Here is a 25622-nt window from a genome sequence, read left to right on the forward strand (position 1 = left end):
CTGCATAGGGTCGCCGGGTCGAAAAAGCCCGCGGTCATGCTATTTGTTCACACAAAACGGTTCTGTAAGTTATTCGCACCAACCAGAATCTTATACGTACGGATGTGAACGTACAACATATGACTGAAACCGACAGACGTGAGTCGGGGTTTAAATCACGGACTCGGGTGCAGGCCGCGCGCGAGAAACTCCTCGCTGCAGTTTCACCACATACCCGGACAGAACCAATCTCCCTTCGATCGGCAGATGGACGTTCCATCGCAGCGACCATTACGGCTCCAAGTCCGGTTCCAAGCTACGATCGCGCTGCAATGGATGGATACGCTGTTCGTGCACAGGATACATTTGGCGCATCCACCCGATCGCCAAACATTCTCAGAGAATCCGCCGACGCTGTCGGCCCAAATGAGGCGGTCCGCGTTCACACTGGAAGTGAACTGCCAACTGGTGCAGATGCGGTTGTGATGATCGAACACGTTGAGACAGTTGGTGCGGAGATAGAGGTCTTTGATGGCGTTGCAGAGCGCGAAAATGTCGGAGAAATCGGTGAAGATGTGACTGAAGGCCAGCCATTATATGACCCTGGACACCGGCTCCGGCCATCTGATGTTGGACTGCTGAAATCCGTTGGCGTATTTGAAGTCGATGTGTACGATCGACCCACAGTCGGTGTTATTCCGACCGGTGAGGAGTTAGTTGAGGCAAACCCGCAGCCCGGAGAGGTCATCGAAACAAACGGATTGACAGTCTCACAGCTTGTCCAGCGGTGGGGCGGTGACGCAACATACAGAGACATTGTCACAGATGATGAGAATGCGCTTCGTGCTGCGGTTCAACGTGACCTCACCAAAGATGTGATTGTCACGACAGGCGGCTCTTCAGTTGGGGAACGAGATCTTATCCCTGAGGTTGTCTCCAAACTTGGTGAGGTACTTGTCCACGGTGTTGCACTCAAACCGGGACATCCGGTTGCACTTGGTATCGTTGAGGAGACACCGGTGATCATGCTGCCGGGGTATCCAGTCGCCTGTATTATCAATGCAATGCAGTTCCTTCGACCAGTGCTCAAACATGTCGGTAATCTTCCGATAGAACCCACTCCAACCGCAGCCGCGACGCTCTCACGAAAGATTCCCAGTGAACCTGGTACACGGACATTTGCTCGCGTCAGGACCGAACAAACAGACGACGGACTGGCAGCAACACCAACCCGCGCAAGCGGCTCAGGCGTCCTCTCAAGTGTTGCACTTGCAGACGGCTGGGTTGTGGTTCCGGAAGACAGAGAGGGATACGGAGCAGGAGAAACGGTTGCAGTTGAAAACTGGGAGGCGCTACCATGAGTGACCGACGGGAATTCAAAGACCTTGTTTCACCCGAAGTGGCACATGAAACGATCGAGACGCTTGAGTTAGACCCTGGCACTGAAGAGATTACACTCTCGAACGCAGATGGTCGAATCTTGGCAGAACGCATTGATGCAACCCTGGATGTACCGGGATTCGATCGTGCTTCAATGGATGGATACGCAGTTAATGCACGGGATACGTTCGGTGCTGACGAAGCGGATCCGGTTGTGCTCGAGCAGATTGATGCAGTGCATGCAGGGACAACCCCGTCTGTAGAGGTAGTACCGGGCACGTGTGCAGAGATCTCCACCGGTGCGGTGATGCCGCCGGGTGCAGATGCAGTGGTGATTGTCGAACGAACAGACGAGCAAACAGCTGGTGAGACAACGGAGATTGAGATTCGAACGAGTGTCGCGCCAGGTGACAGTGTGATGGCTGCAGGTGCAGACATTGCAGCCGGTGCTCGTGCGATCGGCCCCGGAACCGTGCTTACCCCACGTGAGATTGGCCTGCTCGCAGCACTTGGATACAAATCAATTCCCGTTCGAGCAAAGCCACGAGTTGGAATTGTGTCGACTGGCGATGAGTTGGTTCGTCCAGGCCAAGAACTTGACAGTAGTCGTGGGCAGATATATGATGTAAACAGCGATACGATCGCTGCGGGGGTCCGAGAAGCCGGCGGAAACCCGGTCCTCTACCCCCACGCAGGCGATGACTATGATGAGATGGAGCGGCTACTTAGAACCGCAGCGGATGAGTGTGACCTTGTCCTCTCCTCCGGTTCAACATCCGCGAGCGCGGTTGATGTGATCTACCGTGTCATCGAGGACCGAGGTGAGCTGTTGCTTCACGGTGTTTCGGTCAAACCAGGAAAGCCGATGCTTGTTGGGCGGATGGGACAATCTGATGGCGGCGAGTCAGCGTACGTTGGGCTTCCAGGCTACCCAGTTTCGGCGTTAACGATTTTTACGACGTTTGTTGCACCTGCCATTCGTGACGCAGCAGGCATTCCAGAGCCAGTCACGGCGACGACAAGCGGACAGATGGCAACGGTGGAACGCTACAGCGAGGGACGGACACGTCTCATGCCGGTTGGACTGGTAGAAAATAGCGACCGTGATACGCTCGTGTATCCGGTTGATAAAGGATCGGGCGCAACGACAAGCCTTGTTGAAGCTGATGGGATTGTAACGGTTGACGCAGACACGAGCTATCTCGATCGCGGCGAGCAGGTAACTGTAGAACTGTTTTCACCAAACGTGCGAGCGCCGCCACTGCTCGGTGTCGGTGAGGATGACCCACTGCTCAATCAACTGCTTGATGCGCTTACAAACCCACGATATCTCCCGCTTGGAAGCAGAGAAGGTATCAGACGCCTTCGCAACGGCGTCCCAGACATTGCCGTTGTCGCGGGACCACAACAAGCGGAGGTCGATGCGATCGATATTGGTGGGTGGAGCCGTGAGTGGGGATTCGTTGTTCCGGCAGGGAATCCTGACGCTGTTACTGGGATCGAATCGCTAGTTGAAGAGGAACTCCAGTTTGTGAACCGAGAAACGAACTCCGGGCTTCGAACAAGCTTTTCGAGCGCCATTGGAGAGTATGCGGACGCAGCCGGGGTTGATCGCCACGAGGTCGTTTCTGCAATCTCCGGATTCGAATTCGGACTCAAAGCGTTTGAAAGTCCAGCAAGGCGAGTCCATGCTGGTCGTGCAGATGTTAGTCTTGGCCTCAAAGAAACTGCAGATCGGCTAGGGCTTTCATTTGTTTCGCTCGGGACGCAGCCGGTTCGAATCTTTGTGAATCCCGATCGTCTCCAAAAAGCAAGTGTCGGCCACCTTACTGAGTTGCTTGAAACGATCGAAACACTCACAGACTCGTTCAGCGGTTACGAGCCATAAGGGTCGGCCCTACGACTCATCTGGTTCGCTTTCTTCAGTTGATCGCATTCCCTCTGGAGAGAGGTCTTCGAGTCGACCGGCAAGCGTTGCAGCATCTCCAGCAACCGTTGATGGATCGACACCGGCCTGATTTGCGACGATACGGACGTGTGTTGCTAACAGCGATAGTGCCTGTAACCCTTCGTCTTCCGGTGAATCTGCCGTTTGGGCAAATGTCGTGTCAATTTCCTCGCTGTCCCGAATAACACCAAGATAGAACGCAGAGATCGAGTCATCTTCAAGAAGTTCGATCGCGGTTTCGCGCTCAGACGTGAATGCAGAGTCATCGCTCATACTTTCTTTCAGAGCGGGATCAAGAAAAATAGTGGGGGCGATCGTGCTGTGGTGCGTTAGTCCTGTGGTCGTGGCAGGGCAATGTAGAGTGTACTGACGATGTTGAACGGATCGTACACCGACTGGTGGCACTGACAGTAGACTCGGTCTTCTGCATTGTACCGTGCGGATTCACCAGTTCGTTTGTATCCTGGCACACAGCAGAAGTGCGTACACTTGTTGACGAAAGCAAACACACCTTCGTCGGTACTCGCATCAAGCCACTCGCTTTCTTGGGCCGCCTCTTCCATCCGGCTCGATCGAATAATCACTACTGGGATGACGTTGTCGGTATCTTCAGACCTCCATGTTGCAGTTGCTGGTTTTCCAACACCGGAATTTCCAACGTCGTTGCCCCACTCTTCGTAATCGTCGAAATCATCAATATGGAACCGATCGCCCTCGTCTTTGACATCTGCTTGCCAGTCGTATCCCGGTGCGGAATCAGATTTGAAGTAGTTGTCCGAGTCAAAATTTGGGTCAAGTCCTTCGTACGACTGGTGTCCACAGTACTGGAACCACTCTTGTGAGTACTGGAGTCCACCAAGCTCTTCTCGGGCAATCTCAACCTCAACACCTTGGACCTCTTCAGTGTCAACCTCAGGCCAGACACCGCGGATATACCCTTCGTCATCGATCTCAATGGGGACTTGTGGCATCCCGTACGGTGCAGGACCACCGGTCCGATCGATCGTCATTGCCTCGACAGGACCGCCACCGATCCCTGATGCGGAGGTGAGCGACTGCACACTCACGGTTCCAGCAACACCGAGTCCAGCAAGCGTTGCACCACCAACAACGCCTTTGACGAAACGCCGTCGCCCGGACTCTTCTGGATATTTGTCGTCTGCGCTCATATGAGAACCTTGTACCGGCCGGTAAAAAGCATGACGAAGTACGTGGTTAATACAGAAACAGACAATTATTCATTACTGTTTTACTCAGTTGTGAGGCAATTTTCCGGAGCATGTAGGGTGCTTTTAGGAGTGGGTGAGCATATCACACAGTATGTCACTCCACAATCGAAGCGTCCGCCAAGACGTTCGTGAACTTGGTGCATTAGTCGGAGACGTGCTGTCCGAGCAGACCTCATCTGACTCGTTTGAGACGGTAGAGACGCTGCGACAGGCATCGATCGCCTACAGAAACGGGGAAACAGATTCCAGAAAACGACTTCACTCGGTCTTTGAGCGACTGCCACCCGAAGAAGAAAGCGTTGTCGCGCGTGCCTTTGCGACCTATTTTGAACTCATCAATCTCGCAGAGGAGCGCGAGCGCGTGCGAGCAGTCCGGGAAGACTCCCAGCAGCAAACGCTCACAGACAGCCTTGATCAGACAGTAAAGACGCTTTCTGAGGCTGGCGCTGACGACGAGCTGGTTCAATCTATTCTTAATGATATTCTTATTGAGCCAACATTCACTGCGCACCCAACGGAAGCTCGACGTGCAACCGTCAAAGCAAAACTCCGATCGATCGCAGGCCACTTAGAAACGCTTGATGAACGCAACCTCACCGATCGAGAAGCAGAGCGTGTCTGGAAACAGATCGACGCAGAAGTAAACAGCCTGTGGGGGACACGGCAGGTTAGAAATCGGCCCCCGGAGCCGCAAGATGAGGCACGAAATGTGCAGTGGTATCTGGAGAACACATTGTTTGACGTCGTTGGGGAGGTGTACAGCGAGTTTGAATCAACTGTTTCGGCGGAGTACGAGGACATCGAACTTCCAAAACTGTTCGAATTTCGATCGTGGGCCGGTTCCGACCGTGATGGCAATCCATATGTAACCGTTGATGTTACGGACGACACACTGAGTCGTCAACGTGAAATTGTTATCACCCGCTACCGTGACACGCTGAAGCGGCTATCAGCAGTCTTGAGTCAGGATGGCGATCGCTATCCAACAACAGAGGCATTCAAGTCGTCATTCCGTGCAGATGAAGAACACTTCCCGCGGATTGTCGAAGAGGCAACGGAGCGATATCCGGATGAACCATACCGACAGAAGCTTCGGCTGATGCGAGAACGTCTCGATCGAGTTGGCGATGTTCGACCGAATGGCTATCAGGATGTTTCGGGACTAATCGAGGATCTGACAGTGATTAATGAGAGCCTCAAAACGTACGGTGGCGAAGATGTGGCAGAAGCGTTTGTCGAGCCGCTCCGACGCCAAGTGAACACGTTCGGGTTCTCGCTCGCAAGCTTGGACCTTCGAGACCATCGAAAGAACCACACAAAAGCGATCGCTGATGCGCTCGAAACCGAAGGAATTGATTACCAAGCGATGGATGAAAAAGAGCGAACTGAGTTGCTCACAGAGGCGATTTTGCAGGATGAGCCGCTCATTGATCCTGAAGATCCAGGCGACATTGGCGACACAGCCGAACGGATCTTGAACAGATTTGTTGCGCTTGGTGAGTGGCAAAAAGAGTATGGTGTCGAAGCGATTGACACCTACTGTATTTCAATGACTGATGAGCCGAGCCACGTGCTTGAGGTGCTATTCTTGGCTGATCAGGTTGGTGTTGTTTCGCTCCCTGATCACTGTGGCCTCGACGTTGTCCCACTGCTTGAGACGGAGTATGCACTCAATGGAGCAGAGCGAATCATGGGGACCCTCTTCGAAAATGAGGCGTACGCGAAGGCACTCGACGCCCGTGGATACACCCAAGAGATCATGTTGGGGTACTCAGACTCAAACAAGGAGAATGGCTTCCTTGCGGCGAACTGGGACCTCTATAAAAATCAAAAACGGCTCGCATCGATTACGGACGAGCACGATGTGACAATGCGGCTGTTCCACGGCCGTGGTGGCTCGATCTCCCGTGGTGGTGGCCCAATGAATGAAGCGATGATCGCCCTCCCAAACGAGACTGTAACCGGGCAGATCAAATTCACCGAACAGGGTGAGTCGATCGCCGAAAAGTATGGCAGCCCACGGATTGCAGAACGGAATCTCGAACAGATGCTTGATGCACAGGTTCGGGCCCGCCAGCAGGCACTCGAAGAACCGATCGAAGAGGTGCCAACGGAATGGTCCGATGCAATGAATACAATGGCGACTGCAGCCAGACAAGCATACCGAGACCTACTGAATAGCAAAGGGTTCGTCCGCTACTTCGAACAGGCGACTCCAATTACAGTCATCGAGGATCTCAATCTTGGCTCCCGACCAGCATCCCGGTCAGGTGAACGAACGGTTGAGGACCTCCGTGCGATTCCATGGGTGTTCTCATGGACACAATCTCGCTGTATCATTCCGGGATGGTACTCGATCGCCGCTGGAATTGACGCATATATCACAGACGGTGGTGACATCGAGACGCTGCAAGAAATGTATGGCAGCTGGGACTTCTTCCGGACAACACTCGATAACGCAACGCAAGCGGTTGCCCGAACTGAGTTGGAAATCGCACAAGAGTATGCAAATCTCGCAGATGAGGAGCTCCGAGAGAAGTTCTTCCCAGAACTCACCGACGAGTATGAGCGAACCGTCGAACACCTGCAGACGATCACCGGCAGAGATGAGCTATTGAAGCGACAGTGGCTCCAAGAGAGCCTCGATCGTCGAAATCCGTACGTTGATCCGCTCAATATCTTACAGACACACCTGCTCGATCAGACACACAGAACAGAAGCCGAAGAACGAACGCTCCGACTCACAGTGAACGGAATCGCAGCAGGAATGAAAAATACCGGATAACGGAACAGCAAACGCGAATGTGGGTGCCTCTCACCCGGTTGAATTCACGTTTACGGGAGTGGACACAGACTTGCTGTGAAATAGACAACGTCGTCTGAATCGTTTCGTGCACCGTGGATTACACCCCGATCGTGGAGTACAATACCAGGTGCATCGACCATCTCTGAAACTGCGTCATCCCCCTTTCCTTGGAGAACCGTCACGGTTCCAGAGAGAATATGAAAGACGTTTGTGCTGTCTCCGTGTTCGTGTGGATCGAGTTCCGCACCCGGTCCAAGCGCAAACAACTTGACAAGCACATCGTCTCGCACAACGACTTCTCCCGTTTGAATCTCCCCGTCAGCGGGGTTAAGTTCGGATACAGTATCGTCGAATCGATCGAGTACCATACTCAACATATGCGACTGATCGATTATAATACCCGCTCTGCCCGATCGGTACCGCACCCCTGCTGTGCATACAATCTGTCACAGCACCTTGGATACCTTCACCCAGACCAGTGGTGGTATTGTCGATCGATTTCAGATACTGTTATCGCGTCATATACACGTGGTTACCGGCCGCCAGCGTTCGAGTGTGCTGGGGCATTCCCTGGCCGATCGCTTGTATTGCCGTTTCGTTCGGTTCGATCGGTGTCAGTGTTGCGCTCTTCATTGTCATCACGATCTGTGTCGGTATCTGTTGTATCTGAACTGTTATTTGTTGTAGACTCGTTGGTTGCGTTCTCGTCTGACTCATCTGCGTGAGACTGGCCGTTCGCGGACGCATTTTCAGCGGGTCCGTTGCCGTTATTTCCAGCTGCATCACTGACTGCCGGCCCAAGCTGGTCGATCGATCCACCAAGGAACTGATTAATTAGCGAGTGGATTTCGCTCACATGATCTGGGACCTGTGATGGCATCTCTGATGGTGGCCCTGCCCGCTCTGATTGATTTGGAGTGTCTGTTTCATTCCCTGCATCTGCATCAGATTCGTTTACGTTTCCAGCATCGGAATCAGCGTCTGTATCGTCAACAACTTCCTCACCGTTGATGGTGTATGTTGTCGATGCAGTTTGGTCGTCTGTCGTCACTGTTACATTGAAGGACTCATCCGCAGCAACAGCAAACTCAATCATACCATCCTCGTCTGTCTCACCGACTGAAGCGTTGTTCACACTCACGTTTGCGCCGGAGACAACGCTCTCGTTCTCGCTCACGGTGAGCGTCACTGTTCCATTATCGTAGGCTGCGTCGATCGACAACCCACCAGTGGTCGATTCGTTCCCAATGTCAGTGTCAGTGTCCGCTTCTGTCTCTGTCTCTGCAAGTGCCGTTCCTGCAAGTGCAGGGGCAGCCAGAAGAAGCACAACTGCCAACCCAACAGCAATCAGTGATTGTCGATTCAGTTTCATCGTGGCTCAGCCAATGCGAGCACCCCCTATTAATCGGCAAGATGCTACACCCGAATTCACTCCTCTAAACCACGTTTTAACGATAATTAACCCGGATTAAATGGTGGCTACCGCACTGACGGGCACTACGTGGAATAAAATAGCACGAGCGTCGCCCGATCGCTATCGCGCGTCACCCGTCGCTGCGTCTGCGGTCTGCTCCTGTGAGTCATCCCCTCGTACAGGGAGCGGCTCATCTGGAATCTTGAGCCCTTTGATTCGTGCGATCGTCGGCAATATCGCACCCATCACACGAGTCACTGCGTTCTCTTTCGGTGCGGCAATTGCAGGGCCGTATGCATCGGTGACAACTGAAAAGTATGGAATATTAAGCCCGTCTTTTGGATATGATTCACGCGCCAGTGCATGTTCAGCCACGACAAAGTCCTTAAATTTGAGTGCCGGCGTCATCGTCACCGAGAGGGTGACTGGTTCATCACTAATTACGGTATATTTGTGTGGAACGCCTTTTGGAATCTTCTCGTGATCGCCTGCGCCAGCAGTATGCTCTTTGCCGTCGATCGTCACTCGAAGTTCACCGGTGTTGATCGTGAATGTCTCTACCTGTTCAGGATGGCAGTGTTCCGCAACCGTGTGCCCCGGTTCAAGATGGAACTTGAGTGTCAAGGTTCCAGTTTCGGGGTCGTCCGGTTCATTGAGAAATTCAACCGTCTCCCCACGGACGGGGTGTTCTGTGACTGTAACCGATCGACCACCACGGGTTTCGATCCACTGTTGTTTGTTGCCTCGCGGAACACTCCATGCTGTAGAATCCATGACAACACACCGCCACAAGAGTAGATAATTGTTCCTGTTACTGAACAACGGCGTGCGACGCGCTAGAGTGAGCCAACAAGCTCTTCAGCAACAATTGACGCATCAAGGAGTGCGGGATCTACCGCAAGATCGGCTTGTCCTTTTACGAATTCCGGAAGCGACTCATCCGCATAGACGACAACTCGAACGTCTGGGTAGTTCTCTTTTGCAACCGGAATACCGGTTGCTTCCGCAGTGTCGGTAAACACCAAGAGTGCGGCCTCTGCAATACCTGCGTTTTCAAGCGTCTCCGTCGAGACGATATCTGTGATACGAGAGACGGCCACACCTTCGGCCTTGAGGGCATCACCGAGATCGTATAGATCCGGTCCAGCAACGATCGCGGTTGGAGTATCTGACATTATTCGTACTCAATGGTTGCCGGCGGTTTATGTGTCACGTCATACACGACTCGGGCAACGTTCTGATTGGTTCCGGTAATTCGGCTCTGAATGCGCTGGAGCACATCCCACGGTAACTCCTGTGCCCGTGCAGTCATCCCATCTCGTGACTCAACCGATCGAACCGAGACAATCCAGCCGTGAACTCGGTTGTCACCTTTGACACCGGTTCCTTTCCCAATCACCGCAGCAAATGCCTGCCATGGGTCGTGTTCTTCGAGTTCGTCCTCAACAACGTGACATGCCTCCCGTGCCACCTCAACCTTCTCAGGTGTGACTTCGCCAAGCACACGAACTGCAAGGCCTGGCCCTGGGAATGGCATGCGCTCGGAGATGATCTCTTCGAGACCAAGCGCGCGAGCAACCTCTCGGACTTCATCTTTGTATAGATCGCGAACTGGCTCAACAATGCCATCAAAATCAACAATATCCGGGAGTCCACCAACATTGTGGTGGGATTTGATTCCGCCTTCGCTCTCGATTCGGTCAGGATAGATCGTTCCCTGAACGAGGTAGTTTGCACCGGTCTCTTTTGCCTCACGCTCAAATTCGCGAATAAACCCTTCACCGATGACGGCACGCTTCTCTTCAGGGTCGATGACACCGGAGAGCGCATCAAAGAACCGATCGCTTGCGTCAACCACGCGGAGGCTTTCCATGAAAGCAAATGTTTCTTTGATTTGTTCTGTCTCGCCTTTTCGCATCAATCCGGTGTCGACATACACTGGTGTGAGCTGTTCACCGACTGCTTCGTATGCAAGTGTTGCAGCAACGGATGAATCAACACCGCCGGAGAGTGCGATGATTGCCTCATTGTCACCAATCTGATTTTTGATCTCTGCGGTCGCTTCGTCAATGAATTCGTCTACGTTTACCATAGTTAGATCTGAACTGGTTCGGAGTCGTCTGCTGGTTCGGCATCGCTGCCGGCTTCTACGCCAGGTTGTGCAAGCACTGCATCAATAAGCCCGACAAACGGTGGGCTGGCCCGATCTGGACGCGATCGGAACTCCGGATGGAACTGTGTGCCGAAGAAGAACGGATGGTTCTCGCGTTCGAGAATCTCCATTCGACGGCCAGCAGTACCGGAGAATGTAAGGCCATCTGCCTGCAGTTGCTCGATATATTCCGGATTTACCTCGTATCGATGGCGGTGTCGCTCGATACAGGAGTTACTCTCATAGACTGACGCTGCGAGCGTCTCCGGTTTGATATCTGTTTTATGAGCACCAAGCCGCATTGTCCCTCCCATATCGTCAAGTTCGTGCTGCTCCGGAAGGAGATCAATAACAGGATACGGCGTTTCCGGCTCAAGCTCTGCGGAGTGTGCATCATCCCATCCGAGGACATTCCGTGCGTGTTCGATAACTGCCATCTGGAACCCAAGGCAGAGACCGAGGAACGGAATGTCGTTCTTTCGGGCATATTTGATCGCCTCAATTTTTCCTTCTGTACCTCGTGAACCAAATCCGCCAGGAACAACAATACCGTCTGCTTCTTGGAGCCGTTCGGTATGCTGATCTCGCATCTCATCGGAGTCAACCCACAAGACGTTCACATCGACTTCACGCTCAATGCCTGCATGTTTGAGCGCTTCATGGATCGACATGTACGCATCTTCAAGGGCATACTTTCCAACAAGTGCAATATCAACCGACCCGTGTCGATCGCGGGTGACAAGCTCGCGCCAGCGCTGTGACCGATCACCCTTCGGGAGTGCCTCATCCACAATTCCTAACCGCTCCATCACGTACTCATCCAACCCTTCTTCTTCGACCATCAACGGGACATGGTAGATGTCGGGAACATCCGGATTTGAGAAGACTGCATTCGTCGGCACATCACAGAAACGTGCAATTTTGGTCTTTGTCTCCGGATCGAGTTTGTCTTCCGATCGGCCAACAAGGATATCCGGTTGCAGACCGATCGATCGAAGCTCTTTGACCGAGTGTTGGGTTGGCTTCGTTTTTTGTTCGCCGTTTTTCGAGTACGGAACCAATGTGACGTGAGTAAATAGAATGTCCTCTGGCTCCTCTTCGCTTGCGAACTGTCGTAGTGCTTCGAGGAACGGCATCGACTCAATGTCGCCGACCGTACCACCGATCTCAACGATACAAACGTCAGTGCCCTCCGCAGCTTCACGAATACGGCGTTTGATATCGTCTGTGACGTGTGGGATAATCTGTACCGTCTTCCCGAGATAATCACCAGCGCGCTCTGCTTCAATCACGCTCTGGTACGTTTTTCCGGTTGTGACGTTGTGATCAGACGTCATATCAATGCCAAGGAAGCGCTCGTAGTTTCCAAGGTCAAGATCGACTTCGCCACCATCTTTCAGGACATACACCTCTCCGTGTTCGTATGGGTTCATTGTTCCAGCGTCAACGTTGAGATACGGATCAACCTTGACCGCGGTTACGTCGAATCCCGCGTTTGCAAGAAGTCGGCCAGTGCTGGCGGCGGTAATACCCTTGCCTAACCCGGACATGACACCTCCTGTTACAAAAACGAATTTCCGACCTAGTGATGGGTCGTATCCCGTATTGGGTTCCGTCGGCATACTGAGTGTGCGCAAGGATTCGTCAAAACGGTTTCGAAGCCGTCTGTTGTATGTGTAAGTTCCGCAGTCAGTTGAGTAACATATTCGGCTGCTCAGAGGTCGCGCCGTGAGACGCCATCAATTTCCAGCACAAAGTCAGCACCAAACGCCCCTGCCGGTGTTTGATAGCCTGTTGGGGCTTCTCCAGCAACTGTGCGCGCTGCGATCGCAAGTGCCGCAGCAACCGTCACATCATATGGGTCCGGTGTCGAAAGCAGCGAATGAGCCGTTTCGTTCGTCTCTTCGCTCCACGCTTCACCCCAAATAGTAACAGCTGCCGCAGCACGTTCTTCGGCAGTTGGCCCAGAGACAGTCCGATCAACAACTGCTTCAAGCAGTGATTGTACGGGGCCAGCCGAAAGCAGTGGTCCAAGCGTATTTCCGGCACGCATCGCGAGCCGTGCTGGCTTTGGAAGCGCCATATAGACGTGGATATTGGGGATTTTTGTAGTGTGATATGCGGTTGAGATGTCACCCCACGGGAACGCAGTAACGGTCTGTGATCCCCAGCCAAAATCGACTGTCCGTGTCCGATCGCCACCAGGAACGGCCCGAAGCTGTCCGTCCTCTCTAATCGCCCCTCCGTCACCTAAGCCACGAAGTGCGGTTTTTGTCGTTCCTGGTGAGATGCCACCAGTTGCAGAGATGGCAAGTGAGAGATGTGTCGCAGATGGAAGCCGGTCGTGAAGATGCGCCGAGAGACAGTCCGTTGGGACCACATCAAAGCCAACACCTGGCATGATCGTTACGCCCGCTGTTTCTGCGGCTTCATGCTGTCTGGCCGCACGCTCGAATACCGGAATCTCACCCGTAATATCGAGATAGTGTGTTTGTGTTTCGATCGCCGCCTCAATCAGTGGGTCTGCCGTTTCTTCGAACGGCCCTGCACAGTTGAGAATAGTGTCAACACCATCCAGATACTCTCTGATTGTGTCTTGGTCGGAGAGATCGAACGATCGACTACGGAGATCAAGTTCAGCACCGAGCTGGTGAACACTGGTTGCATCACGGCCTGCAAGGATCGGCTCATGGCCGCGATCGACCGCTTCGCGAGCAATGAGTTCGCCAGTGTAGCCATACGCACCATAAATAAGGAGGGAGTCCATACCAATTTGTTCGATCGGACGACAAATAAACGGTAATGGTCGACATCTGATACAACAGCCGGCTGCAGTCGCTGCAATCACAGAGTTAACCAGTCCGGAGGCAAAAGTATTCGCTATGACATTTCACCGATTCGGACTCGGAACCTATCTGAACGACGACCACGACCAATGTGTTGAAAGCGTCACAACAGCGATCGACGTTGGATACCGTCACATCGACTCTGCGCAAGGGTACAACAACGAGCGTGCGGTTGGTGAGGGTATTGCGGCGTCCAATGTCGATCGAGACGACCTGTTTGTTGCGAGCAAACTCGCGACGGAAAACCTCGGCTATGACGATGTAATTGAGACAACGGAAGAGAGTGCCGAAAAGCTCGGCCTCGAGACGATCGATCTCATGTATGTCCACTGGCCGATCAACACGTATGAGCCGGATGAGACAATACCTGCGCTGAACGAACTCGTCGATCGTGGACTTGTTGAGCACGTTGGCCTCTCTAACTTCCGTCCGGATCAGTTGGATGCAGCGATTGATCGACTCGAATATCCCCTATTTGCGCATCAGGTCGAAATGCATCCGTTACTCCAACAAGAAGCGCTGTGCGAATACGCTCGCGAAGATGATCACTGGCTGGTTGCGTACTGTCCGATCGCCCGCAACCAAGTTACAGAGATACCAGCACTCGGTGAGATTGCAACCAAACATAACGCCACCCCAGCACAGGTATCGCTTGCATGGTTGTTGGCTCAAGAACAGGTCGCACCGATTCCAAAAGCAACTGGCGAGGAACATATCCGGGAAAACTTCGAGGCGCAATCGATCGAATTGGATACCGATGATCGTGAAACAATTAGTGAGCTAGCTGAAGAGCGCCGAATCGTTGATTTCGACGATGCGCCGTGGAATCAGAACTAATTACTACTGTGTCCCGTTCGACATTTCGTTTTTCAGTGACTCCGATGGGGTAGCACCGAGTGAAATAACGCTATTGACGACTGTTTCTTCGTTCTGTTGCTCTGCAATGAGCTGTGTGCTAGCTCGTTCGATCTCCTCGACCTGGGCTGCCTGAGCACGGTTGGCGCCCGCTAAGTCCGCTGCATCAGCCGCAATTTCGGTGGCCGTGTCTGCACTCTCTTCAACCACGCTTGCGACAGACTCGGTGGTTGCAGCCTGATCATCAGTTGCATTAGCGACTTCTTGAACCCCTTGAGACGCATCGCTCACTGCAGCGGTTATCTCATCCAGCCGATCGAGTGCCTGTTCGACTTGTTCAACTCCGTTTGCAACCTGTTCCGTCGTCTCATCCAAGCTTTCGACAGTCTCGACGCTATCTTCCCGGATATCATCGACCATTGTTTCAATCTGTGCGGCTTGTTCTTTTGATTCCCCAGCAAGCGATTTGACTTCATCAGCAACCACTGCAAATCCAGCGCCCGCCTCGCCTGCCCGCGCGGCCTCAATCGACGCATTAAGCGCGAGCAGGTTTGTCTGCTCGGCAATGTCGTTGATTATTTCAACGACCTCATCGATCTCTGAAATTCGCTGCTGCAGTTGCACAACCTCATCTGCAACCGAGCCAGTTGTCTTCCCAATTTGGTTCATAACTGTGACTGCGTCAGAGGCCGCAGTCTGTCCATCATCTGCAAGCGTTGCAGCTTTTGTACTTGTTTCGGCAACCTCGTTTGTTGTTGCAGCGATCTCTTCGACAGTTGCAGAGAGGTTTGCTATTTCGCTCGAAACCGTGTTCATATCGGCTGCTTGCTCACTCGCTTGTTCACTTAGCGATGTTGACTGTGAGGCAAGCGTCTCTGTGGAGTCTGACAGTTCACGGACTGGTTGTTGGATTGTCTCCGCAACCTCTTTGGCAAGCGCTTTTTGAGCCTCAGTCTCAGCCTCGATCTGCTCTGCATACGAGTTGATGTATGTATCCATCGCAATTCCCTGATCCAGTGAAAGAAGTTTGAGAAGTGAGCACGTGTGCTCAACAACCTCTTCAACTGCAGCCGAGACCGCATCGCTGTCGGTATCGTCGCTACTACTGTGTGTTTCGATTGCATCCTCACCGATTGCAGTGAGCAACCCCTCGTAGTAGACTGAGTATTGGCCTAAATATAGATCAGGGCCAACACCGAGTAGGTCATGAAGCTTTCCAACGCGTGCCCGCTTTGCAAAATATGGCTTTTCATACTCACCCACAGCTAGTTCCCGAAGATATCGTTTTTGACCTGATTTGAGTGCGTCAATTGATTGTGTTGACCGGTCAAGAATCCGGTTTGCGGCGGCTGTTTCTGTAATCCGATCGTAAAATTCGTCAACAAGATCATCAGCAACACGGTCAAATGTCGGTTCCAATGCAGCGAGACGCTCGGCATCCGCACTTGTAAACTCCGTGTACGCCTTCCGATCCGCAATAATCCCTTCATCTACACCAAGAGAGTCCAACAACGAATCTCCGTTAACCGACTGTCGAATAGCTGCATCGATCGCAACGTCTGGTGCCTCTGACATACGGGGAACTACCATCCAGAACATATAATTGTTCGATCCCAGTTATCGGAAGTGATAGCACATCCTGGCTGGTTGCCGCCGTCGAAAATAGCATACAGTCAGTAACAAAATAGTACCCATGATTCGCGTCTCCGCGCCCGGTCGGCTCCATTTTGGATTCGGAAATTTGAGCCTCTCGCACTCGCGTCTCTACGGCGCAATTGGAATCGCAATTGATGGGCCAAAAACAATAGTCACCGCCTCGCAAGCAGAGATGGTTCGGTGTGATAATGAGATCATCCACCAGTACGCGACGCAGGTCTGTGAGGACTTCTCGCTTCCGGGTGTGGAACTAACACTTGATGCACAACTCCCACGACACACCGGTCTAGGAAGCGGTACACAGCTTGCACTCACAGTGCTTGTTGCAACACTACAGACATACGAGCAGACAGTCGATGTGCGATCGTATGCACCTACACTTGGTCGCGGTGGTCGATCGGGTGTTGGTGTTGCAGCGTTTGAAAATGGAGGATTCGTTCTTGATGGTGGACATCCGACAACCCGGTTTACAACCGATCGGCCAGCAGACGGAGAGTGGACAGTTCCGCCAGTAATTGCTCAGCATCAGATACCAGACTCTTGGCGATTTGTACTTGTATTTCCCGATGTACCGGGCGGTCGAAATGGAGGCGAAGAGGATGAAAGTATGCGAGCGGTGATAGAGCGTGCAGATCCACAGCTTGCAGACCGAATTTCCGGTCTTATCGTGCGTCAGATACTGCCGGCAGTTGCCGGTGGACGGGTTGAAGAGTTTGGCAATGCGATCGCAGAGCTTGGCCGGCTCAACGGTGCATGGTATGCAGATGAACAGGGCGGTGTCTATCGGCCACCGGTTGGATCGATCGTTGAGTCTCTCAGCAGCAAGCCATCGATTTACGGAGCGGGCCAATCGTCGTGGGGCCCTGCGGTGTACGGTGTGACCGATCAGGGACAGGTAGCTGCGGCAAAAAAAGCAGGTCAACGTGCGCTCGCGGACGCTGGCGTTGCTGGTGATGTGCTAGTTGTCTCCGGACGGAATAGCGGTGCAACGATCGAGACGTTGTGACTCTGTAGGAGGGCAACGGCTAAGCAAACGCATCTAAATTGATACACTATGCAGTATATGCCGTTCGGCATTTCGCGGCTGGATTCGACGCTTGGTGGAGGAGCACCAGTTGGGAATGTTGTTCTCCTCGCCGGGGAGTCCGGTGCTGGTGCACGCGAATTTCTTCACACAAGCGCCGTAATGAACGCATTAGCCCAGGCAGATGAGGAGCTTTTTAAATTGTATTATGATGAGGTGGGAGAGAATACAGTCTTCCCAGAAGAAATTCACTATCTCTCAATCACGTCACATCGAGATGCGATCGAGCGTGAGTTAGAATATACACTAGCTGAAGAGATTATTGATGCAGTCGGGCAGAATATTGTGTATCGAGACTTTTCCGCAGAATATTTCCAAGCGAGTGCGATCCCGCGTGAGTGGTATGTCGGCCAAGCAACATCAATTACCGATCTTGGTAAAGACGAACGTCGGGACTCCGTCTTTGGTTCGCTTGGAGATTACCTCTCTGAACACGCCAGTGGAAACCTAATGCTGCTTGATTCGGTGACAGACCTGATTGGTGCCATCAATGACGATATCGAGTGGAGCGACATCGCAATGCTCATGCGAGGGCTTAAACGGGCTGCATACAGTTGGGGCGGGCTGATTCTCGTCCTTGTAAATACGGATACGCTGACAGAGACACAGCTTGGACAGCTGATGGATGCTGCTGGTGGAACATTTGTATTTTCGTGGGAAAGTGGTGGATCAAAGCGAGCTCGTGTAATGGTGGTTCGAGAGTTTCGAGGGGTATTATCGCGTCTTGAATCAGAAGATATCGTGCAGTTTGAGACAGAAGTTCACGACGGCGGGTTCGACATCAGCGACATCCGAAAGATTCGGTGATACTAAAAAGCGGTCAAAGCTTAAGTGTCGCCTCCTTTATCTATCAGTAGATGGCAGGTGAAAAGGAGCGAACGGGCGCGCTTCCGGGGGAGCTTCATCAGTGGATCGAGCAACGAGCCGCTGACAGTGAGCGGTCACCAACAGAGATACTTTCGCGGGCAGTGATGGCGTATCGGCTCCTTGAAGAAGGAGATCCGACGGAGTCGCTGGCTGCTGAAGTTTCGGCACTTTCGGACCGGGTTGACTCAATTGAAACTGCGTCCACTGCACCCTCCGATGAGCTCCGATCAGAGATTGAGTCACTGGAGACGCAGCTCAGCTCAGATATTGAAGACCTGCAAAGACGCATCGTTGACGTCCTCAAAGAGGCAAAAGCGAAGGCAAAAAAATCGCATGAGCATCCTGAACTCAAAACGGAGATACAGGAACTCAGCGAAGCGGTTGATGCAGTCGAAGAGACAGTCTCAACGCTTGGAATAGAACAAGAGACGCTTGAACAAGAGATGCAGAGTCTCGACGAAACCGTGACAAGCGGATTTGCGAACTATCGGACGGTTTTGGAAGCGCTTGATCAAACAACAGTTGACCTCGCGGACAAAACGAGCATTCTTGCACGGGCAGTGATTTCACTTCGGAGTCGGACTGAGATGATCGAGCGACAGTATGCAATCAAACAGCTCACAGACGATTTCAAACAAGAAGCAAATCAAAAACGTATTGAAACAGGAAATTGCCAGGAGTGTGGTGAGCCGGTAGTTATTGCACTGTTATCGCTTCCAAGGTGCCCGCACTGCGAATCTCGGTTCAGTGGGATCGAGCCTGGCTGGCGGTTCGTCGGGCGTGCAACATTACAAACGGAAACACAGCCAGCGCTGGAAGGCGAAATTGCTGCAATAGTTGATGACCGCAGTGCAGCAACCGGCGAAATTGATCGTTTAGCAAGAGATGACACGCCAACATCGGTGCTAGAGGACGAGCCGTCTACTGAGAACGAGCCAATACAAGAGTCTGCACATGGAGACGAAAAGACAGTGAGTGAGCCAGCGACGAAACACGGAGGCAACTAATGACTGACAACACACCGTCCGATCGGGACCGGTCGCAAAATAAAGAGGGAGACCCAAAACCAGGCGAAGCAGTGTCGAATAACAACGATCGGGAGGGCCCACTCGGTGAGCTAGCATCTCGGATCGATTCGCGACAAAAAGGACGTGACCAAGGTAGCGATGAGTTATTTGACACGGTGGACGTTACAAGCGTTGATGAAGCGGCCCTATGGGAGGAGATTTTTTCGGACACAGACGCCGATAGTGGCGAACAAAGTGTAGACCCGTTCGATGATTTGCAAACAGGAACAACACCGGTCCAGACAGCTAAGGACGTAGCATCCATAACCGATGAAACTGCACCTGTTGATGACTCCGTCATCGTCACAAAGACCAGATATTGTCAACAATGCGAACATTTCTCAGCGCCACCAGAGGCGGTCTGTGAATACGACGGATCAGAGATCATCGAAGTCATTGGACAAACGGAGTTTCGAGTCCTAAACTGTCCGATCGTGGCCACACGCAAAGATAAGTAAGCCAAAATCGACTCACAGAGCAACGAATCTAACAAATAGGACAACGTAGTGGGCTGTATGCAGTTTTGCGATGCTTGTGGTTCAATAATGGTTTCGAACGGTGGCACAATGGTTTGTACGAACGATGACTGTGGTGCTGAAAACGATCGGGACGAGGAGCGTGCAGCACAGTTCATTTCAACAGAGAAACAAAGCGACGATGAACTCATTGAAACCGAAGAAGGCGCTGCGTTCGAAGGAAAGCCGACAGCAAAGGACGTCATTTGCGACAACTGTGGTCATGGCGAAGCATGGTATACGATTAAACAGACGGCCTCTGCGGATGAGCCACCAACCCGATTTTTTAAATGTAAAGAATGTGGTCGGAGGTGGCGTGGATATAACTAACACAAACCCAATCCTTTTGCTCGAATCAGCCTAATGTGGGACATGGATTCTCCCTACGATGTGTTAGGAGTCGCTGCAGATGCAACTGACGGGGAGATCAAAGCAGCGTACAAACATCGAGTAAAAGAGGCACACCCCGACCATGGCGGGACAATGGAGGAGTTCCAACTTGTCAAAGCTGCGTATGAAGATATCAAGGCAGGAACGGCACACAGAACACAGGATATTCAACACGAACAAGAAACTGTAGAAACCCCTGAACCGGATGTCCCAAAAACGTTCACCGTTCAGTATCTTAATTTTGAGACATTCGACGATCATGGCTGGGAACTAACGGATGAAGAGTTATTTTCGGAGGCTGAGGATGCAGCGCTTGATCGAGAGGATTTTGGAGAGTTGATTGTCCAACCGGGTGAATCGCTTTTGGAGGCTGCCGAGCGCTACGGATTTACCTGGCCGTATGCCTGTCGTGGCGGTGCCTGTGCAAACTGTGCTGTCGCAGTGATTGAAGGAGACATCCTCCAGCCAGTCGATCATATCCTCCCGGATGAGATGATCGATCGCGGTATTCGGCTCTCCTGTCTTGGACAGCCAACAGAGACGGATATGAAAGTCGTTTTCAATATCAAAGCGCTTCCTGATCTCGAGGAACTTCGGTTGCCGCCGGGGCCGTTTAGCAAGGTCCAAGCGGACGACTAGTGTTTGAGTTTAGCTGCAAGAAACGATGCGATCGGTTCTGCAACTTGTGTCTCTCGGCCAATGAAAAAGTGATCCGCTGCAAATTCGGTTAGTGAAATATCCATATCTGTTGTCTGTAGTTCCCGAGCCCGATCGACGAGTGGCTCCCAATCTGCCGTTGTATCTCTCGTTGCATACACAATCTGTGCGGGACATACAAGATGTGAGAGTGCAGCCACGGCATCTGCATCGGGGTTGAGTTGGGCCGTTGGAGCAAGCGCACTCACCGCCGTAACATCACCTCGACCCGCAGCGGTAATGAGCCCAACAGCCCCACCGAAACTGAACCCAGCAAGCGCAACCCGATCGTAGCGATCGGTTGCCCACGAAACTGCGTTGTCAGCGTCAGTACACTCACCGTACCCGTCGTCCCATGGGCCGTAGTCGAACCGGAGACAGTCAACCCCCCGATCGGTTAGCTGGTCGCTGATCGTAACAAGACGAGTATCACCACGATGACCACGGTGTTGTGGATGTGGTGGACACGCAATGACAACAGTGTGTGCGGTGTTTACAGCCCGATCAAGTGATGCAGGCGTGTCCCGAACGCCAGGGAGCGTGATACGTTTTCCCATATCTACGGAGAGAGTGTATCAGGTTTTAAGCCCAGCGTGTTCCATTATGATGTATGGGAATCCTTTCGCGCACCTCCTACGTTATTCGGTCAAAAATCAACGCGATTCTTAATCGGGCAGAGGACCCGACAGAGACGCTTGATTACTCGTATGAACAGATGCGAGATGAACTACAGGATGTCAAACAGGGAATTGCAGATCTAACAACACAAAAAAAACGGCTCGAAATCCAAAAACGCCGGCTCGAAGAGAACGTTGAAAAACACAACGAGCAGGCGCGTGAAGCGGTCCAGCAGGACCGCGATGATCTCGCACGCAGGGCACTCGAAAAGAAGAAATCGAAGATGCAGCAGATCGAAGAGCTCGAAGGACAGATTGCAAATCTCCAAACTACCCAAGATAATCTGGTTGAAAAGAAAAACGAGCTGCAGAACCAAATCGAAGAGTTCCGCACAAAGAAAGAGACGATGAAAGCCCGATACGAGGCTGCAGAAGCATCAACTCGTGTGTCGGAAGCAATGACTGGTGTTGGCGACGAGATGGAAGACGTCAGTCGTGCGATTGAGCGCGCTGAAGAGCGAACCGACGAGATGGAGGCGCGGTCGGCAGCCATGGATGAGCTCCAAGAAACCGGCGCGTTAGAGAATGCAATGTCCGATAAAGACGATCTCGATCGAGAGCTTGATGAGCTCCGTCAGGGCGGCGAAGTAGATGCAGAGCTTGATACGTTGAAAGCGGAGATGGGGAAATCAGCGCCTGTTGAAGAGACGGAGCCAGCGGCCGAAACCGAGAGTACGGCTGTTGATGCAGATGGTGGTTCAGACAGCGATGAACTTGACGAGGAGCTTGAGGATCTTGATGTTGCGGTCGATGATGCGGAGATCGAAGCAGAGCTCGAAGAGCTCCAAGAAGACAAATAACAGTCCATCTATCAACACCGACGAGAGTTGTTCTATCTGATGGCTCCGTAGCTGTTTATCTTCTGACAGTGTAGCTGTGGCATGGATGCCACAAGCGGATCCACAATGCAGGAGCGGGGCACGAGCAGTCGGATTCGGCTGTGGGTGCTTATGGAAGCCGATCGCTGGCAGTTGACAACCGTTCTGACGGGGAGTGTTGCTCTTGGTGTCGTTGCTGCAGGTGTTGCCGTTCCGGAGATGTTTCGTGAGGTAGTCACAGAAGATCCGCTCATTGGTGAGTTGTTTGTCGGATTTGTCACGACAACAATCACGGCGGTGACGCTGATTGTCAGTATTGGACAACTCGTACTCTCACAGGAGCTCGGTGCCGTGGGTGATCAAAAAGAGCGGATGGATGCCTCGATTTCGTTCCAACAAACTGTTGAGTCATATCTCCCACAAGCAGTGAGCCCCGCAGAGCCAAGCTCGTTCATGCAGGTGATTGTTATAGAGATCAACACAAAAGCAACAGCGCTTGCAGAGTCACTTGCCAACAGCACAGGCGAAACAGACGAACTCGAATCATACCTTCACACGTTAGTTTCGGATACGGACTCGATCGCAACATCGCTTTCAGGAACGGAATTTGGGACGTTCGATATGATCTCTGCAGCGCTGAATTTTGCGTACTCTTCGTATCTTCATCGTGGCCGAGAGCTCCACGCAACACATGAACCCGCGCTTGACGATACAGAGGCGGAACTGTTTGAAGATCTGCTTTCGGTGTTAACGCTGTTTGCACCGGCAAGAGAACATTTTAAAACGTTGTATTTTCAGTGGGAGTTAATCAACCTCTCGCGATCAATCATGTACGTTGCACTCCCATCACTTGTCACAGGGATCTGGATTGGGTTGTTTCTCAATCCGGAACGTGTGACTGGGACGCTATTAGGTGTTGACGCGTTGGTTCTCGTTATTGCAATTGCCGTTGCGATCGTAATTCTCCCATTCGTCCTCTTGCTTTCGCATATGTTCCGGATCACGACCGTCGCAAAGCGAACGCTTGCAATGGGGCCGTTTATTCTTAGAACTCGCACAAACGAAACGTGAAACAGCTAGTCTCAGCTACGGCTGCACTGCGCCGATTCCTGGCCGATCGATGCCTGTTAGATCAATCTCACCATTTGGTAGTGGCACCCCGTCATATGGATCATCTGCAAGCAACAACGCCCCGTCGAGGTCGGCGTAGTCCAAAAGCGGTGCAAGATGACAGCCAGCAGCGATCGCAGCGTTTGATTCAACCATACAGCCGAGCATGACTTCCATCCCATGTGCGTGAGCGGTGTGAATCATTCGCTGTGCCTCGTATAACCCCCCGCACTTCATGAGTTTTAGATTTGCAATATCGGCTTTGTCTGCAATCTGTGGAATATCTTCAAGCGTGATGCAGGATTCATCAGCAGCGATCGGCAACACCGATCGTTCATATGCAAATTTGAGACCAGATGGATTCTCTGCTGGAACTGGCTGTTCAATAAACTCAACACCATACTCTGCGAGGACATGGCTCATCTGCACCGTTTCACGGGGGGTCCATGCCTCGTTTGCATCAACTCGGATCGTTGCATCAGGAGCTTCATCGCGAACTGCGGAGATGAGCTCTTCGTCTCTATCGGTTCCAAGTTTGATCTTTAATACGTCGTAGCCCGCCTTCACAGCGTCTGCGGTCTTCTCTCGGACAACATCAGTTTCATCAAGCCCGATCGTAAAGGAGGTTTTTGGGGTTTGGCTTGCATCCAGTCCCCACAGTTTGTAGAGTGGGACCCCAAGTCGCTTCGCAGCAAGGTCGTGCAGGGCGATCGAAATCGCACAGCGTGCCGCGGGGTTGTCGTTCACTGCATGTTTGAGTTCACGCTCAATGGCTTCGAGTGCGTGTGGGTCGTCAATCCGCTCGACAACCGAAAGCAGCCGAGGGAGAACGGCTTCAACCGTCTCAACTGTTTCACCGTAGTGTCCAGCGGGGGCGGCTGCCCCAACTCCGGTCATTCCCCCCTCGTCAGTGATGTTGACGACAACGTTCTCTGCATGGGTTTGGGTGCCGCGAGCGATCGTAAACGGATTTTCAAGCGGGAGCGAGATTCGCTCAAACGACGTAGAGAGACTCATAGGTCGAGTCCCTCCACAATGGTTGCCGCGTCAAATCGAACTGGGTCGGTTGCAGGAAGTCCAAGCTCGTCTGCGTACGTGTCAACCGCTTGCTGTGCTCCATCATCATCTAGCTTTCGCGTGTTGAGTGCACCTGCGACAATTTCGGTGTCAAACACCGGTGCTGCGAGCGATTCATAGAGCTCAACGTAGGTGTCGATTGATGGGATCGAAACATCCTCATATCCATGGATTGCTTCTCGGCCGGCGACGTGACAGAGGATGAGCGACTCAGCCATCGATCCATGCAGAATACCACAGGTGACAGCAGAGTATGCCGGATGAATGATTGTCCCCTGCCCTTCGACGACAAGGAGATCGTACTCATCACCAACGTCAAGGATCATCTCTTCAACAGCGCCAGCGGTGAAATCAGAGACCACACGATCGATCGGGTTTCCCCACCCCTCAATCATAATTCCCGTCTGTCCGGTTGGAATAAGTGCAGCATCAATACCGGCTTCTTTTGCGGCCTCAACCACTTCCAGTGCAACGGTCATCTTCCCGACAGAGCAGTCGGTACCGACGGTGAGCGCAACGTGTGCGTCAACCTGATCCGCAATCCCTTGGCTGACGGTGAGGTCATCTTTTGGCTTTCGGACGTCAACAAGCTCAACCCCGTGTTCTTCAGCAAGCGAAACGAGTTCCTCGTCTTCATTGAGGAAGTAGTGAAGTCCAGCAATAATGTCACAGCCGGCTCTGATTGCAGTTTCAACGTCGTCTCGCCAGCTTTCATCGAATCCGCCGCCGATCGGTGCAATTCCGATAAGCAGTGCATCAACATCGTTGTCGATCGCTGCAAAGGAATCAACGATCGGAGCATCCCGCACGTCAGAAACATGATCCGTCACAGATGAGCCCGCGTTGTCACGGTCAAGAACCGCCACAATCTCGTCACCGCCGTAGCGGATGACGCCAAGTGCAGTTTTTGCACGGTCTGGGAATTTTTCATGTGCGAGAATCGCAATACGACGAGTCGAACCAGCGGTCGTAGTCATACTCGGTGGAATGACTTGCGACCCTATAAATCGGTGGGAGGTTGCATGGAACGCCGGTATACATCTCCCCTGGGCTCCC

The 25622-nt window shown here is 52.5% G+C and carries 25 protein-coding genes; 12 read left to right on the forward strand and 13 right to left on the reverse strand.

Annotation, left to right across the window (positions count from 1 at the left end):
• The first annotated feature begins 119 nt into the window (after window positions 1-119).
• Window positions 120-1340, forward strand: coding sequence for a molybdopterin molybdotransferase MoeA (locus AArcSt2_RS05575; RefSeq protein ID WP_250583371.1), 1221 nt, complete (start codon window positions 120-122; stop codon window positions 1338-1340).
• Window positions 1337-3247 (forward strand): molybdopterin biosynthesis protein, encoded by a 1911-nt coding sequence (locus tag AArcSt2_RS05580; protein ID WP_250583372.1) that lies wholly within the window; start codon window positions 1337-1339, stop codon window positions 3245-3247. Before AArcSt2_RS05575 ends, AArcSt2_RS05580 begins: the two co-directional genes overlap by 4 nt.
• 9 nt (window positions 3248-3256) lie before the next feature.
• Here AArcSt2_RS05580 and AArcSt2_RS05585 read toward each other — a convergent pair whose 3' ends face one another.
• Both AArcSt2_RS05585 and AArcSt2_RS05590 read right to left on the reverse strand, forming a co-directional pair.
• A complete protein-coding gene (locus tag AArcSt2_RS05585) occupies window positions 3257-3580 on the reverse strand; it encodes a DUF8113 family protein (RefSeq protein WP_174654418.1) in 324 nt (107 codons plus the stop codon).
• Between the two features lie 56 nt (window positions 3581-3636).
• Window positions 3637-4476, reverse strand: a complete 840-nt coding sequence (locus tag AArcSt2_RS05590) for a QcrA and Rieske domain-containing protein (protein WP_174654420.1) — start codon at window positions 4474-4476, stop codon at window positions 3637-3639.
• Window positions 4477-4627: 151 nt separating this feature from the next.
• Between AArcSt2_RS05590 and ppc the strand changes: the two genes are divergently transcribed.
• On the forward strand, window positions 4628-7321 hold the full coding sequence (ppc, locus tag AArcSt2_RS05595; protein ID WP_250583373.1) for a phosphoenolpyruvate carboxylase: 2694 nt from the start codon (window positions 4628-4630) through the stop codon (window positions 7319-7321).
• 50 nt (window positions 7322-7371) lie between these two features.
• Here ppc and AArcSt2_RS05600 read toward each other — a convergent pair whose 3' ends face one another.
• From AArcSt2_RS05600 to AArcSt2_RS05630, 7 genes are all read right to left on the reverse strand, one after another.
• Entirely contained in the window at window positions 7372-7710 is a 339-nt protein-coding gene (locus AArcSt2_RS05600; RefSeq protein ID WP_174654423.1) for a cupin domain-containing protein, read from the reverse strand.
• Window positions 7711-7874: 164 nt separating this feature from the next.
• The gene (locus tag AArcSt2_RS05605) at window positions 7875-8714 is read right to left on the reverse strand and encodes a cadherin-like beta sandwich domain-containing protein (RefSeq protein WP_250583374.1); all 840 of its coding nucleotides are present in this window, start codon (window positions 8712-8714) and stop codon (window positions 7875-7877) included.
• 162 nt (window positions 8715-8876) lie between these two features.
• Entirely contained in the window at window positions 8877-9530 is a 654-nt protein-coding gene (locus AArcSt2_RS05610) for a cupin domain-containing protein (RefSeq protein WP_250583375.1), read from the reverse strand.
• 62 nt (window positions 9531-9592) lie between these two features.
• Window positions 9593-9931, reverse strand: a complete 339-nt coding sequence (locus AArcSt2_RS05615) for a DUF7126 family protein (RefSeq protein WP_174654427.1) — start codon at window positions 9929-9931, stop codon at window positions 9593-9595.
• Entirely contained in the window at window positions 9931-10848 is a 918-nt protein-coding gene (gene guaA, locus AArcSt2_RS05620; protein WP_250583376.1) for a glutamine-hydrolyzing GMP synthase, read from the reverse strand. The genes AArcSt2_RS05615 and guaA overlap by 1 nt, the downstream gene beginning before the upstream one ends.
• 2 nt (window positions 10849-10850) lie before the next feature.
• Complete coding sequence (pyrG, locus tag AArcSt2_RS05625) at window positions 10851-12530, reverse strand: CTP synthase (RefSeq protein ID WP_250583377.1); 1680 nt, start codon at window positions 12528-12530, stop codon at window positions 10851-10853.
• A gap of 92 nt (window positions 12531-12622) precedes the next feature.
• Complete coding sequence (locus tag AArcSt2_RS05630) at window positions 12623-13675, reverse strand: saccharopine dehydrogenase family protein (protein WP_250583378.1); 1053 nt, start codon at window positions 13673-13675, stop codon at window positions 12623-12625.
• Between the two features lie 115 nt (window positions 13676-13790).
• On the opposite strand from AArcSt2_RS05630, the gene AArcSt2_RS05635 reads away from it, so the two are divergent.
• The gene (locus AArcSt2_RS05635; RefSeq protein WP_250583379.1) at window positions 13791-14591 is read left to right on the forward strand and encodes an aldo/keto reductase; all 801 of its coding nucleotides are present in this window, start codon (window positions 13791-13793) and stop codon (window positions 14589-14591) included.
• 3 nt (window positions 14592-14594) lie between these two features.
• Here the strand turns inward: AArcSt2_RS05635 and AArcSt2_RS05640 are convergent, their stop codons facing one another.
• Window positions 14595-16184, reverse strand: a complete 1590-nt coding sequence (locus tag AArcSt2_RS05640; RefSeq protein ID WP_250583380.1) for a globin-coupled sensor protein — start codon at window positions 16182-16184, stop codon at window positions 14595-14597.
• A gap of 118 nt (window positions 16185-16302) precedes the next feature.
• On the opposite strand from AArcSt2_RS05640, the gene AArcSt2_RS05645 reads away from it, so the two are divergent.
• The 6 genes from AArcSt2_RS05645 to fer are packed head-to-tail and all read left to right on the forward strand — an operon-like array spanning window position 16303 to window position 20827.
• The gene (locus tag AArcSt2_RS05645) at window positions 16303-17271 is read left to right on the forward strand and encodes a beta-ribofuranosylaminobenzene 5'-phosphate synthase family protein (protein WP_250583381.1); all 969 of its coding nucleotides are present in this window, start codon (window positions 16303-16305) and stop codon (window positions 17269-17271) included.
• Window positions 17272-17319: 48 nt separating this feature from the next.
• Entirely contained in the window at window positions 17320-18156 is an 837-nt protein-coding gene (locus AArcSt2_RS05650) for an RAD55 family ATPase (RefSeq protein ID WP_250583382.1), read from the forward strand.
• Window positions 18157-18206: 50 nt separating this feature from the next.
• On the forward strand, window positions 18207-19223 hold the full coding sequence (locus tag AArcSt2_RS05655) for a hypothetical protein (RefSeq protein WP_250583383.1): 1017 nt from the start codon (window positions 18207-18209) through the stop codon (window positions 19221-19223).
• Window positions 19223-19741, forward strand: a complete 519-nt coding sequence (locus AArcSt2_RS05660; RefSeq protein WP_174654445.1) for a DUF8135 domain-containing protein — start codon at window positions 19223-19225, stop codon at window positions 19739-19741. Before AArcSt2_RS05655 ends, AArcSt2_RS05660 begins: the two co-directional genes overlap by 1 nt.
• 57 nt (window positions 19742-19798) lie before the next feature.
• Entirely contained in the window at window positions 19799-20128 is a 330-nt protein-coding gene (locus AArcSt2_RS05665; RefSeq protein WP_174654446.1) for a transcription factor S, read from the forward strand.
• A gap of 42 nt (window positions 20129-20170) precedes the next feature.
• A complete protein-coding gene (gene fer / locus AArcSt2_RS05670; RefSeq protein ID WP_250583384.1) occupies window positions 20171-20827 on the forward strand; it encodes a ferredoxin Fer in 657 nt (218 codons plus the stop codon).
• Here the strand turns inward: fer and AArcSt2_RS05675 are convergent.
• Entirely contained in the window at window positions 20824-21441 is a 618-nt protein-coding gene (locus AArcSt2_RS05675) for a dienelactone hydrolase family protein (RefSeq protein ID WP_250583385.1), read from the reverse strand. The two genes, fer and AArcSt2_RS05675, sit on opposite strands and share 4 nt — an antisense overlap.
• 53 nt (window positions 21442-21494) lie before the next feature.
• Here AArcSt2_RS05675 and AArcSt2_RS05680 point away from each other — a divergent pair, with 53 nt between their 5' ends.
• On the forward strand, window positions 21495-22361 hold the full coding sequence (locus AArcSt2_RS05680; protein WP_250583386.1) for a PspA/IM30 family protein: 867 nt from the start codon (window positions 21495-21497) through the stop codon (window positions 22359-22361).
• Window positions 22362-22442: 81 nt separating this feature from the next.
• Window positions 22443-23450 (forward strand): DUF7972 family membrane protein, encoded by a 1008-nt coding sequence (locus AArcSt2_RS05685; protein WP_250583387.1) that lies wholly within the window; start codon window positions 22443-22445, stop codon window positions 23448-23450.
• Window positions 23451-23465: 15 nt separating this feature from the next.
• Here AArcSt2_RS05685 and AArcSt2_RS05690 read toward each other — a convergent pair whose 3' ends face one another.
• Both AArcSt2_RS05690 and AArcSt2_RS05695 read right to left on the reverse strand, forming a co-directional pair.
• Complete coding sequence (locus tag AArcSt2_RS05690; RefSeq protein WP_250583388.1) at window positions 23466-24506, reverse strand: dipeptide epimerase; 1041 nt, start codon at window positions 24504-24506, stop codon at window positions 23466-23468.
• The gene (locus tag AArcSt2_RS05695; RefSeq protein ID WP_250583389.1) at window positions 24503-25543 is read right to left on the reverse strand and encodes an N-acetyltransferase DgcN family protein; all 1041 of its coding nucleotides are present in this window, start codon (window positions 25541-25543) and stop codon (window positions 24503-24505) included. The genes AArcSt2_RS05690 and AArcSt2_RS05695 overlap by 4 nt, the downstream gene beginning before the upstream one ends.
• Between the last annotated feature and the right edge of the window lie 79 nt (window positions 25544-25622).

The sequence above is a fragment of the Natronocalculus amylovorans genome (assembly GCF_023638035.1).
GTDB classification, from domain to species: Archaea; Halobacteriota; Halobacteria; order Halobacteriales; family Haloferacaceae; genus Natronocalculus; species Natronocalculus amylovorans.

Excerpts from the sequence above, each read along its gene's own strand:
- AArcSt2_RS05575 (WP_250583371.1), top strand. The coding sequence starts at position 120 with ATGACTGAAACCGACAGACGTGAGTCGGGGTTTAAATCACGGACTCGG.
- AArcSt2_RS05580 (WP_250583372.1), top strand. The coding sequence starts at position 1,337 with ATGAGTGACCGACGGGAATTCAAAGACCTTGTTTCACCCGAAGTGGCA.
- AArcSt2_RS05585 (WP_174654418.1), bottom strand. The coding sequence starts at position 3,580 with ATGAGCGATGACTCTGCATTCACGTCTGAGCGCGAAACCGCGATCGAA.
- AArcSt2_RS05590 (WP_174654420.1), bottom strand. The coding sequence starts at position 4,476 with ATGAGCGCAGACGACAAATATCCAGAAGAGTCCGGGCGACGGCGTTTC.
- ppc (WP_250583373.1), top strand. The coding sequence starts at position 4,628 with ATGTCACTCCACAATCGAAGCGTCCGCCAAGACGTTCGTGAACTTGGT.
- AArcSt2_RS05600 (WP_174654423.1), bottom strand. The coding sequence starts at position 7,710 with ATGGTACTCGATCGATTCGACGATACTGTATCCGAACTTAACCCCGCT.
- AArcSt2_RS05605 (WP_250583374.1), bottom strand. The coding sequence starts at position 8,714 with ATGAAACTGAATCGACAATCACTGATTGCTGTTGGGTTGGCAGTTGTG.
- AArcSt2_RS05610 (WP_250583375.1), bottom strand. The coding sequence starts at position 9,530 with ATGGATTCTACAGCATGGAGTGTTCCGCGAGGCAACAAACAACAGTGG.
- AArcSt2_RS05615 (WP_174654427.1), bottom strand. The coding sequence starts at position 9,931 with ATGTCAGATACTCCAACCGCGATCGTTGCTGGACCGGATCTATACGAT.
- guaA (WP_250583376.1), bottom strand. The coding sequence starts at position 10,848 with ATGGTAAACGTAGACGAATTCATTGACGAAGCGACCGCAGAGATCAAA.
- pyrG (WP_250583377.1), bottom strand. The coding sequence starts at position 12,530 with ATGCCGACGGAACCCAATACGGGATACGACCCATCACTAGGTCGGAAA.
- AArcSt2_RS05630 (WP_250583378.1), bottom strand. The coding sequence starts at position 13,675 with ATGGACTCCCTCCTTATTTATGGTGCGTATGGCTACACTGGCGAACTC.
- AArcSt2_RS05635 (WP_250583379.1), top strand. The coding sequence starts at position 13,791 with ATGACATTTCACCGATTCGGACTCGGAACCTATCTGAACGACGACCAC.
- AArcSt2_RS05640 (WP_250583380.1), bottom strand. The coding sequence starts at position 16,184 with ATGTCAGAGGCACCAGACGTTGCGATCGATGCAGCTATTCGACAGTCG.
- AArcSt2_RS05645 (WP_250583381.1), top strand. The coding sequence starts at position 16,303 with ATGATTCGCGTCTCCGCGCCCGGTCGGCTCCATTTTGGATTCGGAAAT.
- AArcSt2_RS05650 (WP_250583382.1), top strand. The coding sequence starts at position 17,320 with ATGCAGTATATGCCGTTCGGCATTTCGCGGCTGGATTCGACGCTTGGT.
- AArcSt2_RS05655 (WP_250583383.1), top strand. The coding sequence starts at position 18,207 with ATGGCAGGTGAAAAGGAGCGAACGGGCGCGCTTCCGGGGGAGCTTCAT.
- AArcSt2_RS05660 (WP_174654445.1), top strand. The coding sequence starts at position 19,223 with ATGACTGACAACACACCGTCCGATCGGGACCGGTCGCAAAATAAAGAG.
- AArcSt2_RS05665 (WP_174654446.1), top strand. The coding sequence starts at position 19,799 with ATGCAGTTTTGCGATGCTTGTGGTTCAATAATGGTTTCGAACGGTGGC.
- fer (WP_250583384.1), top strand. The coding sequence starts at position 20,171 with ATGGATTCTCCCTACGATGTGTTAGGAGTCGCTGCAGATGCAACTGAC.
- AArcSt2_RS05675 (WP_250583385.1), bottom strand. The coding sequence starts at position 21,441 with ATGGGAAAACGTATCACGCTCCCTGGCGTTCGGGACACGCCTGCATCA.
- AArcSt2_RS05680 (WP_250583386.1), top strand. The coding sequence starts at position 21,495 with ATGGGAATCCTTTCGCGCACCTCCTACGTTATTCGGTCAAAAATCAAC.
- AArcSt2_RS05685 (WP_250583387.1), top strand. The coding sequence starts at position 22,443 with ATGGATGCCACAAGCGGATCCACAATGCAGGAGCGGGGCACGAGCAGT.
- AArcSt2_RS05690 (WP_250583388.1), bottom strand. The coding sequence starts at position 24,506 with ATGAGTCTCTCTACGTCGTTTGAGCGAATCTCGCTCCCGCTTGAAAAT.
- AArcSt2_RS05695 (WP_250583389.1), bottom strand. The coding sequence starts at position 25,543 with ATGACTACGACCGCTGGTTCGACTCGTCGTATTGCGATTCTCGCACAT.